Here is a 12,616-nt window from a genome sequence, read left to right as displayed (position 1 = left end):
GGAAGAATTAGCACTCTGTGAATTGGAGTGCTAACAGGGCGGAGAGCCTGGTAAGCGCTTGTATCGTGAATGAAGCTGGACAATTAGGCGTGAGCATGCCTCTATTTGGAACCAGGCCCCCTCAAAATGAACCCTTGAAAGGAGATTATTTATTCATGGCAAAGAAAGAGTTTCAGGCGGAATCCAAAAGATTGTTGGAAATGATGATCAACTCCATTTATACGCAAAGAGAGATTTTTCTTCGAGAGCTTATTTCCAATGCAAGCGATGCGATCGATAAAATATATTACAAGGCGCTGACCGACGACAATCTCGTGTTCAACCGCGAGGATTACTTCATTAAGATAACAGCGGACAAGGACAGCCGCACGCTCACGATTTCCGACACAGGGATCGGTATGACGGAGGAAGACCTGGAGAACAACCTCGGGATCATTGCAAAGAGCGGTTCTTTGGCGTTCAAGAAAGAGAACGAAGCGAAGGACGGGCACAATATCATCGGTCAATTCGGAGTAGGCTTCTATTCGGCGTTCATGGTAGCCGATGTGGTAACCGTCATCAGCAAGCCGTTCGGAAGCGATCAAGCCTTCAAGTGGGAGTCGGAAGGTGCAGATGGTTATACCATTGTTCCGTTTGAGAAAACGACGCCAGGTACGGATATTATTCTGAAAATCAAAGAGAACACGGAAGAGGATCAGTACGATGAGTTCCTGGAGGAGTACCGTCTGAGAGCCATTATCAAGAAATACTCCGACTTCATCCGCTATCCGATCAAGATGGATGTTACCGGACAGCGTCCTAAAGAAGGCGCCGAGAACGAGTTCGAGGAATACAAGGAAGAGCAAACGATCAACAGCATGGTGCCGATTTGGCGTAAAAATAAAAGCGAGCTGACGGTGGAGGACTACGAGAACTTCTACCATGAGAAGCGCTACGGCTTCGACAAGCCGCTGAAGCATATTCATATTAGCGCGGACGGCGCGGTCGTTTATAATGCAATCCTATTTATTCCGGAAAATACACCTTTTGATTACTACACGAAAGAATATGAGAAAGGACTGGAGCTCTACTCCAACGGCGTACTGATCATGGAGAAATGCGGCGATCTGCTGCCGGATTACTTTGGTTTCGTCAAAGGGATGGTCGATTCCGAGGATCTGTCGCTCAACATATCCAGAGAGCTGCTGCAGCACGATCGTCAGCTGACGCTGATCGCCCGGAACATCAAGAACAAGATCAAGGGACAGCTGCAAAGCATGCTGAAGGATGAAAGAGAGCAATACGAGAAATTCTACGACTCCTTCGGCCGCCAGTTGAAGTATGGCGTATACAACGACTATGGCACGCATAAGGAAGATCTGCAGGATCTGCTCATGTTCTATTCCTCCAAGGAGAAGAAGCTGGTTACGCTGGATGAGTACGTCTCAAGAATGCCTGAGGATCAGAAATATATCTACTACGCTTCCGGCGAATCGATCGAACGAATCGAGAAGCTGCCACAGACGGAGCTTGTAGCCGATAAAGGCTTTGAAATCCTGTATCTGACCGACGATATTGATGAATTCGCGATTAAGATGATCTTGAACTATAAGGAAAAGGAGTTCAAATCCGTATCGAGCGGCGACCTCGGCATCGAGCCGGATGAAAAGGATAAGGAAGCGGACGAGAGCAGCAACAAGGAGCTGTTCGAGGCGATGCAGGGCGTTCTGGGCGGCAAGGTGAAGAGCGTCAAAGCTTCGAAGCGGCTTAAATCCCATCCGGTCTGCTTGTCGAGTGAGGGCGAGCTGTCGATCGAGATGGAGAAAATATTGAAATCAATGCCTAGCGGTCAGGACGTCCAAGCCGATAAAGTGCTGGAAATCAACATGAACCACGAGGTGTTCCAATCGCTCAAGGCTGCGCATGAGAATGATAAAGAGAAGCTAAGTCTGTACACGAATCTGCTGTACAATCAGGCGCTGCTGATCGAAGGACTACCTGTTCAAGATCCGGTGGAATTCACGAATAGCATCTGCAAGATTATGGTTTAATACAGCGGCATAGCTACAATATCCGTTCCTATGCTATAGAGAATCGAATAAATGTTGGGATTCTGAGAGATAGAGATTTTAGGAAGGAAGAGCACAGCTTTTACAACTGCATGAAGTATAGGTTAGAATGATAGAGGAGCTTATTAGGCTCCTCTTATTTTCATTTTGTATAAGTAGTCCATGCTATGCATGAGAATGGAGAAAAGAGGCTGCTATCAGATGATTATTAAATTCATTCGGTTGCGATAATGAGAGGTACAGAGGGATGAACCCGGTTTTTTAAGAATAAGGATGCCTGGGTTTATTTAACTGTGCCTTTTTTATTCAATCAATACGAATGAATGAGGTGCGATAGCATGTCAAAATTTTATAACATCCCTGCAGGCATGGTCATTTGCCCTGTTTGCTTTGAATCGTTAAATCTACAAGGAAGCAGTCTGATTTGCAGTAACAGTCATTGTTTTGATGTCGCGAAGCAGGGGTATGTTAACTTCCTGCTGCAAGCTCCGAAGGAGAAATATGATAAGCGCTTATTCCAATCCCGGGGTTATATCAGTCAGGCTGGGGTGTTTCAAGGACTTACGGATCGTCTGAGTGCACTGGTGCTGCAGGCGCTGGCGCAGAGAAGCCCTGAAGCAGGACAACGCTATATGGTTAAGCTGTTGGATGCGGGCTGTGGGGAGGGCTCTCATCTATCAGCAGTCGAGCGCAAGCTGGCAGGGGCGACAGGGAACCGGCTGTCGTTGGTCGCGGCTGGGATAGATATTGCCAAAGAGGGAATTAAAATGGCTGTCAAGAGAAATCCCGAAGTGATGTGGGGAGTTGCTGATCTGGCGAAATGTCCATTTGCTGACCGATCCTTCGATTTTATCCTGAATATTTTGTCCCCGGCCAATTACGCGGAGTTTCAGCGAATGCTCGCACCTGAGGGCTTGGTCTTTAAAGTCATACCGGGCGAAGAGTATTTGCAGGAAATACGGCAGGTACTATACCGTGGAACCGACCGGAGGATATATTCCAATGACAGGACGATAGCGTTGTTTCGTCGTCATTTTAAGCTTGTGGCCATGGAGCGGGTGAAGTACGAGGTGGTCTTGGATCAGGAGCATTTCATGCATTTGCTGCAGATGACCCCGTTAGCATGGCAGCTGTCCTGGGAGCAGGTGCAGCAGATGGTCAAGGTGAGCAAGGGGAGGCCAGTCACCTTCGACTTTGATATTTTAACAGGTAAGAGGAAGTTGAACTAGTCAAAATTATGAGGGAGCGGACACTGAGTCCGCTCCCTTGCTCGTTTAAATGTTGTCTGCGTTTGACCGTAGCAATTGCTTGCCCGTACAATTTGGGAATGAAGAGACAAGGACTAAACATCATTTTAAAGGAAAGGAACCACGACCAGGGGAACAATACAGGGCTGTGGTTCTTTTGCAAGCACTTGTTCTATGCCATGATGGGGATAGGAGCGATAGATATGTATCAGGATTTTAAAATAACAGAAGGTCGTCCGGTATACGTTCAGGTGAAGGAGTATTTAAAACGAATGGTGCTAAAAGGGGTGCTCCAGCCTCATCAGAAGCTTCCTTCTACCCGGGAGCTCAGCGAGCTCATGAACGTTAGCCGCAACACGATTATTTCGGCATATATCGGTCTAGAGGAAGAGGGGCTGATATACACGCAGAAGGGAAAGGGCAGTTATATTTCCCAAATGGTAGCTAGTGTTGCTGCACCTCTATTGGAGCTCAATTGGAAGGAACGGATGAATAGTCAAGCGCTGCTGGCCGAGGAAATGGATTTGATGAAGCACGGCATACGTGCGGAGAGAGGGACGATTTCGTTTACAAGCATTGCCCCGAATGAGAAGCTGTTCGATTTAGGTAATGTGAAAAGAGCGTTTCTCGACCGGATGGCCGTGGAAGGTGAAGTATTGCTCAATTATGGCTATGCCAAGGGATATAAGCCTTTAATTGATTTTTTGAAACATTATATGGAGCAGAAGGGCGTGGATTTGACGGGCAAGGATTTACTCATTACGAACGGCTTTACAGAGGGGTTGGATCTGGTGCTGTCCGCCCTGACGAAGCGCAGCGGAGCCGTCATTTGCGAGAATCCGACCCATCATACGGCAATCAAAAATTTACGTCTGCACGGGTATGAGATTACCGGGATCGGTATGGAGCGAGACGGGATTAATTTGGAACAGCTCGAACAGATGCTGTCGTGCCAGTCCTTCGACTGTGCGTATTTTGTTCCCTCCTATCACAACCCTACGGGAATCGTCATGTCTCCGCAGAAAAGGCTGGAGCTCATGAAGTTAATGACCCGCTATCAGATTCCTGTCATCGAGGATGGGTTCAACGAAGAGCTTCGTTATTCGGGCTCTCATGTGTCCCCGCTCATTGCAACGGCTGGTCAAGGGAACGGCGTTATCTATCTGGGCAGTTTCTCGAAGGTGCTGTTTCCGGGCCTCCGGGTAGGCTGGGTGCTGGCGGATCGAGAGCTGATCTATTACTTGGAAAGCTTGAAGCGAGCCCGCAGCATTCATACCTCAACGCTGGATCAATCTATTTTGTATCAATATTTATTAAATGGAAACCTGGATAAGTATTTGCGAAGAGCCAGGACGGAATATAAACGGAAATACGAATGGACGAGGCAGTGCTGCGAGACATATTTGCCTTATAGCCAGCTGACTGGAGACGGGGGGCTGCATCTTTTTGTGTCCTTTGCCGAAGGATTTGACACGAGAAGGCTGCTCCAGTTGTGTAAGCAGCGAGGCGTCATTTTTACACCCGGGGATATTTTTCATACGGATGAAACGGGAGGGGAAACGATGCGGCTGGGCTTCTCTCGCGTGAGTGATGATAATATCGAAGCTGGGATCAAGATCATTGGCGAGGCTGCAAAAGAGCTGTTATCGCAGCAGGAAAGTAAGATAATAAGACACTGTAGCCAAGAAAAGACAGACACTATTACACCATAACAAGACACCATAACACCTCGACCCTGAAAAGTCATGGGCGGAGCAGCTAGTATTGTACAACAATGTGGACAAGGAGTGGCTAAAATGAGCAAGGATTGGGTCAATCCATTGGTAAGGGAAATACCGCCATCCGGGATCAGGGCTTTTGTAGGAGCTGTCGATCAGGGTGTCGTATCATTGGCCGTGGGAGAACCGGATTTCGTAACGCCAAGACCTGTGATTGAGGCTTGTATTACGGCATTGAATCAGGGGGCGACGGGATATACTCCGAATGCCGGTCTCATGGAATTGCGTGAGGAAATCGCAAAATATTTGCACGCGAGATTTCATGTGAGCTATTGCCCTTCTACTGAAATGTTTGTCACCGTTGGCAGCAGCGAAGCCGTAGATCTGGCGCTGCGCACGATTCTTAGGCCGGGGGACGAAGTCGTTGTTCCGACGCCCAGTTATATCGCCTATACTCCTCTAGCACAACTGCACGGGGGCAGGGCCGTAGAGGTGCAGACCTCTGCGGAGGAGCAGTTTAAGCTTCGGGCATGGAAACTCAGGCATCATTTGACCCCTCGTTCTAAGGTGTTAATTTTGAATTACCCTAACAATCCGACAGGGGCGGTCATGACAAGAGAGGACTTGGTGCCGATTGCCGAGTTGGCTGTCGCTCATGATCTTATCGTTATCTCGGATGAGATCTATGCTGAGCTAAGCTACGGACAGCAGCATACGAGCATTGCTTCGCTGCCGGGCATGAAGGAGCGTACGCTCGTCATTAGCGGCTTCTCCAAGGCTTTTGCGATGACGGGCTGGAGGGTCGGCTATGTGTGCGGGAATAACGAATTGATCGCAGCGATGTTGAAAATCCATCAATACACGGCGATGTGCGCGCCAGTTCTGGGGCAAGTGGCGGCGATCGCATCGCTTCGGAACGGAATAAGCGAAATGCATCAGATGATCGAGTCCTACAATCAACGCAGACAATGGCTGGTTTCCGCTTTGCGACACATAGGTCTACCATGTCATGAACCAGCGGGAGCCTTCTATGTATTCCCGTCGATTGTCCACACGGGGCTCAGTTCGGAGGAGTTCGCGCTGCGCCTGTTGAAAGAGGCGGGAGTAGCCGCTGTGCCCGGTCATGTGTTCGGTGCAGGAGGAGAAGGCTATATCCGCTGCTCATATGCTACAGGGCTGCCGCAGCTGCAGGAAGCTATACAGCGAATCGAAAAATTGCTGAGATTGCCTCTTAGGCAATCCTCATGAAAGTCTTATCAGCAACGCTTGCCGGAAGGCAAGCGTTTGTTGTCTTGTATTTTCCGTTTTCTAGCTATCGATTTGTTATTCCCTGTATGTATTTCCAATTAAAAAGGGAATCACCGGAAATAATTGGAATGGTATATGACATTTATCATATTCAAGTGCTGACGGATGTATCTGTCTGAACTAGGCCGGATTTTCTATAATTGAAATATACATCAAAGAATTCGACGTTCCAGTCGTTCCAGCTTAATATTGGTGCGTTAGGCCCGGGGAGGAAAATTGTAGATGAATAAGTCCAGCCGTCTGTCAGATTTGAAGAAAAATGTAGCACCCTACGAGGAGATTGATACGAAATCAAGTGTCCGTCAGTTGGTCAATACCTTGCTGCCCCTCGTGCTGCTCTGGTATTGTGCCTATCTAAGCTTATCGGTATCCTATTGGCTGACCCTTCCGATCACTATTATAGCCGGTGGTTTTCTAGTCAGAACCTTCATTATATTTCATGATTGCTGTCACCAGTCTTTTTTTAAGAGCCGTCTGGCGAACGAAATACTAGGGACGATAACTGGCGTTCTCACGCTGTGTCCTTATCAGCAATGGAAAAATACCCATTCGATCCACCACGCAACGAGCAGTAATCTTGATAAACGCGGTGTTGGGGACATGTGGCTGCTTACGATTGAGGAGTATACGGCCGCCTCGGCCTGGACGAAGTTCGTCTATCGGATGTATCGCAATCCCTTCATGATGCTCGTTATCGGGCCGATTTATATTTTTCTCGTGGCTTATCGGTTTAATCGCAAGGATGCGCGGAAAAAGGAAAAAATCAGCACTTACGTGACTAACGTGGCTCTAGTCGTTTTATATTCGTTATTGATATGGGCGATCGGCTGGCAGGCTTTCGTACTAGTGCAGCTTCCGATTTTCTTCATATCGGGTATGCTGGGCATATGGTTGTTCTATGTTCAGCATCAGTTCGAGCACTCTTACTTCGAGCATGATGAAGAATGGGAATATGTGAACGCAGCGGTTGAAGGAAGCTCTTATTATAAGCTGCCTAAACTATTGCAATGGATTACCGGGAACATCGGGTTCCATCATGTTCATCATTTGAGCCCGAAGGTGCCGAACTATAATTTGGAAAAGGCTCATGACGCTACGCCGCCGCTGCAGAAAGCAACGACGATTACGATCAGAACGAGTCTTAGATCGCTGCGTTTCCGTCTGTGGGACGAGCAGAATAAGACGTTTATATCTTTTAAGGAGCTTAAGGAAACTCAGCGCAAATCTAGTGTCGGTCATAGTCCTGGCTCGTTGCCAAGCGTTCAAGCGAAATAAAGGAGATCAAGCCCTTACTTTGATAGTAATGGGCTTGTTGTTTGTTTATACTAACTGCATAATTGAGGTATTAAAAAGTAATCTAATAGTTTTAACAAGGGGGCGGGAAATGGTGCAGAAATGGTACCAGATTTTTCAAAGGAATACCGGTTTGAGTCCATACATCTGGGTAGTTTTCTACATTTTGCCCTTTTACTTCATATTCCGCTCTTCTGCACCTTATCAGATCGTGTTAGGAAGCTTGTTGATCGTTGCATTCTTCGCTTGTTATGTTCTGTCATTTGTATCTAGAGGCTGGCAGGTGTACTTTTGGACTAGTTTACAGATTGCCATTTCAATTACGATGACATTATTATTTGGTTATGTGTACTTCTCCTTGTTTCTCGCCTTCTTTATTGGAAATATTAAAAACAAGGTTGGTTTTATTACGCTATATACGATACATCTGCTAACGACGGTCGTGGCCATTAACTGGGGATTCGTGACGAAAACCCCGTGGTTCATTACGCAGCTGCCATTCGTTCTCGTCAGCTTGATCGGCGTTATTCTACTTCCAGTTACTACGTATAACCGCAATAAGAGTGATCATCTGCAGGGGCAGCTGGAGGATGCGAATAAGCGAATTTCGGAGCTAGTGAAGCTGGAGGAGCGCCAACGGATTGCTCGGGATTTGCACGATACGCTTGGTCAGAAGCTATCCTTAATCGGTTTGAAGAGCGATCTTGCAGGGCGGTTAATTCGTGAAGAGCCTGCGCGCGCTCAGATGGAGCTAGATGATGTGCGCCAGACCGCCCGAACGGCATTAAAAGAAGTTCGCGAATTAGTTACCGAGATGAGAGGGACCAGGTTGCAAGATGAGATGTTCCGGATTAAGCAAATTTTGAAGGCTGCTCAAATCGAGTTTACTTTGGTGGGAGACAGTGATCAGCTGGACATTTCGCTTATGAATGAGAATGTGCTTGGAATGTGCTTGAAGGAAGCGGTGACGAACATCGTGAAGCATAGCAGTGCCACGGCTTGCTCGATTGTAATGGAGCCCGCTCGCGGTGAATTAATCGTTAGAATAAAAGACAATGGCGTAGGTGTTCCAGTAGAATCGGTCTATTATAAAGGGAATGGTCTACGGGGAATGAAGGAACGCCTAGAATTTGTTAACGGGAGTATGGATATCGCTTCAAACAAGGGGACATTGCTTACGATTAAAATGCCCAGTTCATTAAAACAACCGGTAGAGGAGGCCCCGATATGATTCGTATAGTTATTGCCGAAGACCAGCGTATGCTGCTCGGAGCACTTGCTTCGATCCTGGATTTGGAGGAAGATATGACGGTGGTCGGTAAAGCGAGTAATGGAGAAGATGCAATCCGCCTAGTTCATCAGCATAAACCAGATATTTGTATTATGGATATTGAGATGCCCGTGAAGAACGGTCTGGATGCAGCGGAGGAGCTCAAGGGCTCCGGCTGTAAAGTGATGATCCTGACGACCTTTGCCCGCTCCGGTTATTTTGAGCGTGCGATCAAGGCCGGGGCCAGCGGCTATTTGCTGAAGGACAGTCCAAGTGAGGAACTGGCAACCTCGATTCGGAGTATTATGGCTGGCCGGAGAATTTATGCATCTGAGCTTGTCGACGAGGCTTATGGAGAAGAGAACCCTTTGACCGAACGGGAGAAGGAAGTGCTGCAGCTCGTCGCAAACGGGAAAAATACAAAGGAAATTGCAAGCGAGCTATTTATTACTGCGGGAACGGTTCGCAATTATATTTCTGTCATCCTAGACAAGCTGGGAGTAAGCAATCGAATTGAGGCGATTACCCGTTTTAAAGAGAAGGGATGGTTTAAATAAGCAGTGCGCAGTAGGCTGTAGACTATCGCGGGAAGCTGTACGCTGCAGGCTGTAAATCTGTAAGGGAACACGTATGGTACGTCATCATAGAGAAGGAGATGGATTCACAAATGTCATTAGAAATTGAACGTAAATTTTTACTTCAGGAGATTCCCCAATCTTTAATCGAAAAAGGGCAACTGCAACTGCAATCGGAGCACCGAATCGAACAGACCTACCTTGCGCTCGCTGGAGATCAGGAGCTGCGTGTGCGTAAAATCAAGGACTTGGCTACGAGCGAGGTTACATATACACATACCTTTAAGAAGGGGCATGGATTGCTTCGGGAAGAAGTAGAGTATGAGATTTCAGAAGGGATCTACGAACAGGTCACAGGGATACATCAGGCTGTACCTCTAACGAAGAATCGAGTAACTGCGGATTGGGATGGACGAATCATTGAGATTGATCTGTATGACCAAATTGATTTAATGGTGCTGGAGGTTGAGTTTGCATCCGAAGAGGAGGCAATAGGATTCACTCCGCCAGACTGGTTCGGTCTGGACATTAGCACAAATAAGGAGTATAGCAACAAGAAAGTGTGGAAAGAGCTGCAGGAGCGCTCCGTGTGATCTGCACTGACCTATTGTAATCCACTAATTAAAACCATCTTACTTGCCGGAATGGGCTGGAGATGGTTTTTTTGCGAGAATCAATCACTAAGCTTCGTATTCGGTAAGGGCTGGGCTATAGTCTTTTTTACAAGAAAATGTAAGAAGTCAAACAACGGGGATTTGTGCCGCCTAATAGCGCTCCATGGCGTTTGATCGAATGAGATAATGGATTACTCGTATTTAAAACATATAAAGGGGCGTAAAGTTCGCAATTAACTGGATTTCGTGTCACTAAAGATGAGCTTAGAGTGGGGCAAAGTCGCTCCAGCGTTTTTAGATACAAGGAATCCATCTATTTTCTCAATATGGTCTGATTAGAACTGAATAAATACACGAAATCCAAGTGAATTCAATTGTCAGAGAAATAAGCAATAAATCCAAGCTGTAGATCTCGTCGATAGCACTGACTCTAACTGATCGAGCAAGGATTCGCATTGGCAGAGACAATGGCTCCACTGAACAAGTGAGGGTTCGCTTTGACAGAGCAAAGGCTCCCACTGATTGACTAATGAGTCACGGTGAAAAAGCAATAAACAGGCCGGTTGAGTAAGGTTACCCATCGTTAGAGCCGTGGCTAGGTGGTTATGATGATGGCTCCTGCCCGGGATCAAGCATTTCATAAGCCTGTTCATCTGCAAAAAACTGAGTTTCCGCATCATCATCAGCAATGGACTGGATTTCCTCGGCGCTAATAGTGAGGACTGAATAACCATCCTCCGATTGTTTGCGCAAGGCCCGCTGTTTAATGAATTTTGGACTGCCCTCGCCCATTTCTTCGTCATAGACGAGAAGAATTCCGTCTGTTTTTCTCAGCAGTAAATCATCTCTGGCTACGAACTGCCATTTGCCCTGATAGGGTTCTTTGCTAACGGCCGCATGATAATCGATGTTACGCAGCAACTCTTCGTAATAGATTTTTTTCTCGTCACTCCACTTTTCTTCCGGATTGCTGAAGGCTGTAATGATGGAGCATTTCAATTGCGGATATTGTGCTTTGAGTGAGATGGCGGTTTCGCATGCCCAAAGATCAACGCCGTATTGCCCTGGGGTAATTATCCACTCCAGTCCATCTTCCAGAAGAGGGATAAGTTTATTGCGGATCGCCTGTTGTATATAAGGAATTCCTTGATGCTTGTTGTTAAATATACCAAGCTCATGAGCACGGTAGCCGGTAACAAATAAGTTCTTCAATGCTATACTCCTTCGCAAAAATGGTTGAAATAGAAAGGCTACCTATAATAATAGATTAGCTCTGGATAGATAGCCACCTGAACGAAACAATAGTTCTAAAATCCTGGGTATAAAAGTCTGGAAATGCTATTAAATGGGTCTATATACCTCGTTGACTAATGGTGTAATTTGGTTAATATGATTAAGGAGACTTACACAAAATAGGAGGAAATCATCTTGAAGAAATTAACAGCAGTATTATTGGGGGCAGTTTTACTAGTGGGCATCACGGCTTGCGGAAAGGAAAAAGAAGCGGCAAATGCGAACGCCAACACACCGGCGCCAACGAATGCTAACGCAAGTGCTAATGAAGCACCATCAGCTCAGGCTGAAGATGCACTACCAACAATAGATGAGCTTATTACTAAATCTTCAGAAGCAAGCAAGGATTTGAAGAGCTTTAAGATGGATGCGGATATCGAACAGAAAATGACGATTGTGCAAGGCGATCAAGAGATGAAGCAAGACATTAACATTGCTATGACTATGGACGTTCAGCAGGATCCAATCGCTATATATCAAGAGATGACGATGGATATGGGTGAAGCGGGCAAGACTGAAGTTAAACAGTACGTTACGAATGATGGGATATATACTTTGGCTGATGGTACGTGGGTCAAGCTTCCAAACGAAATGATGGCAGATATGGTTGCTCAAATGGAGGCAGCTGCAAATCCAGAAGCTCAATTGGAGCAATTCAAAGCGATTGCTGAGGATAGCAAGGTAACTGAAGAAGGCGACGAATACATAATGTCTGCCGACCTGTCAGGAGAAGGGCTTAAAGAGCTGGCGAAAAATCTGATGAGTCAATCCGGGGGCGGCAGTGCAGAAGAAACGGCTGCTATGATGGAAATGATGAATATCAAGAACATCAAGATCAGCAACACTATTAATAAAGAAACATACCTTCCAACAAAAAGCGATGTGTATATGGAAATGGACATGGATGTCGAAGGCCAATCCATATCCATGGTTATGGTCATGAAGAGCACGATCTCCAAGCAGAATGAATTGGAAGAAATCAAAGTGCCACAGGAAGTCATCGACACTGCAATTCAAGGCTAATTGTTGCATTAGCGAGACAACTAACTGCCGAACCTACGGGTTCGGCGTTTTTTTTGTTTAAACATTCTTATATAAGTTGATATATCGAAAATAGGAAGTCGTAATATTGAGAGAGTTCGGCAGCGTTTTTCTGTAACATGGATACTGAACAAGCTGGCTTTTGGGGAATTCCAGTACAAGCCGGAGCTAGGTATAATCTGTCATTCTATGTCAGGAAAGATCCAGGC

Annotated in this window: 10 protein-coding genes; 9 read left to right on the top strand and 1 reads right to left on the bottom strand. The window is 46.5% G+C overall.

All coding sequences use genetic code 11. The features are described 5' to 3' along the window. The first annotated feature begins 155 nt into the window (after nt 1-155). The 8 genes from htpG (at nt 156) to CZ379_RS24310 (ending at nt 10,052) form a co-directional block, all read left to right on the top strand. Nucleotides 156-2,030, top strand: a complete 1,875-nt coding sequence (gene htpG, locus CZ379_RS24350) for a molecular chaperone HtpG (RefSeq protein WP_110933981.1) — start codon at nt 156-158, stop codon at nt 2,028-2,030. A 356-nt stretch (nt 2,031-2,386) separates the two neighbouring features. Further along, complete coding sequence (locus tag CZ379_RS24345) at nt 2,387-3,277, top strand: putative RNA methyltransferase (protein WP_234405007.1); 891 nt, start codon at nt 2,387-2,389, stop codon at nt 3,275-3,277. Nucleotides 3,278-3,498: 221 nt separating this feature from the next. After that, the gene (locus tag CZ379_RS24340) at nt 3,499-5,007 is read left to right on the top strand and encodes an aminotransferase-like domain-containing protein (protein WP_110933979.1); all 1,509 of its coding nucleotides are present in this window, start codon (nt 3,499-3,501) and stop codon (nt 5,005-5,007) included. Between the two features lie 84 nt (nt 5,008-5,091). Then, nucleotides 5,092-6,261: an aminotransferase class I/II-fold pyridoxal phosphate-dependent enzyme gene (locus CZ379_RS24335; RefSeq protein ID WP_110933978.1), complete on the top strand. Its 1,170-nt coding sequence runs from the start codon at nt 5,092-5,094 to the stop codon at nt 6,259-6,261. A gap of 282 nt (nt 6,262-6,543) precedes the next feature. Next, complete coding sequence (locus CZ379_RS24325) at nt 6,544-7,596, top strand: Delta(5) desaturase DesA (RefSeq protein ID WP_110933976.1); 1,053 nt, start codon at nt 6,544-6,546, stop codon at nt 7,594-7,596. A gap of 112 nt (nt 7,597-7,708) precedes the next feature. Then, complete coding sequence (locus CZ379_RS24320) at nt 7,709-8,845, top strand: sensor histidine kinase (protein ID WP_110934548.1); 1,137 nt, start codon at nt 7,709-7,711, stop codon at nt 8,843-8,845. Continuing rightward, on the top strand, nt 8,842-9,441 hold the full coding sequence (locus CZ379_RS24315) for a response regulator transcription factor (RefSeq protein WP_110933975.1): 600 nt from the start codon (nt 8,842-8,844) through the stop codon (nt 9,439-9,441). The genes CZ379_RS24320 and CZ379_RS24315 overlap by 4 nt, the downstream gene beginning before the upstream one ends. A gap of 110 nt (nt 9,442-9,551) precedes the next feature. Then, nucleotides 9,552-10,052: a CYTH domain-containing protein gene (locus tag CZ379_RS24310; protein WP_110933974.1), complete on the top strand. Its 501-nt coding sequence runs from the start codon at nt 9,552-9,554 to the stop codon at nt 10,050-10,052. A gap of 624 nt (nt 10,053-10,676) precedes the next feature. Here CZ379_RS24310 and CZ379_RS24305 read toward each other — a convergent pair. Continuing rightward, entirely contained in the window at nt 10,677-11,285 is a 609-nt protein-coding gene (locus CZ379_RS24305; RefSeq protein WP_110933973.1) for an SLOG family protein, read from the bottom strand. Between the two features lie 216 nt (nt 11,286-11,501). Here CZ379_RS24305 and CZ379_RS24300 point away from each other — a divergent pair, with 216 nt between their 5' ends. Further along, on the top strand, nt 11,502-12,389 hold the full coding sequence (locus CZ379_RS24300) for a DUF6612 family protein (protein WP_110933972.1): 888 nt from the start codon (nt 11,502-11,504) through the stop codon (nt 12,387-12,389). Nucleotides 12,390-12,616 lie beyond the last annotated feature (227 nt).

It is taken from the genome of Paenibacillus bouchesdurhonensis, from assembly GCF_900155685.1.
Lineage (GTDB): Bacteria > Bacillota > Bacilli > Paenibacillales > Paenibacillaceae > Fontibacillus > Fontibacillus bouchesdurhonensis.
This window is presented reverse-complemented; position numbering and strand designations above follow the sequence as displayed.

Bases quoted from the DNA above. Each gene is read 5' to 3' on its own strand.
- htpG (WP_110933981.1), top strand. From the start codon at position 156: ATGGCAAAGAAAGAGTTTCAGGCGGAATCCAAAAGATTGTTGGAAATG.
- CZ379_RS24345 (WP_234405007.1), top strand. From the start codon at position 2,387: ATGTCAAAATTTTATAACATCCCTGCAGGCATGGTCATTTGCCCTGTT.
- CZ379_RS24340 (WP_110933979.1), top strand. From the start codon at position 3,499: ATGTATCAGGATTTTAAAATAACAGAAGGTCGTCCGGTATACGTTCAG.
- CZ379_RS24335 (WP_110933978.1), top strand. From the start codon at position 5,092: ATGAGCAAGGATTGGGTCAATCCATTGGTAAGGGAAATACCGCCATCC.
- CZ379_RS24325 (WP_110933976.1), top strand. From the start codon at position 6,544: ATGAATAAGTCCAGCCGTCTGTCAGATTTGAAGAAAAATGTAGCACCC.
- CZ379_RS24315 (WP_110933975.1), top strand. From the start codon at position 8,842: ATGATTCGTATAGTTATTGCCGAAGACCAGCGTATGCTGCTCGGAGCA.
- CZ379_RS24310 (WP_110933974.1), top strand. From the start codon at position 9,552: ATGTCATTAGAAATTGAACGTAAATTTTTACTTCAGGAGATTCCCCAA.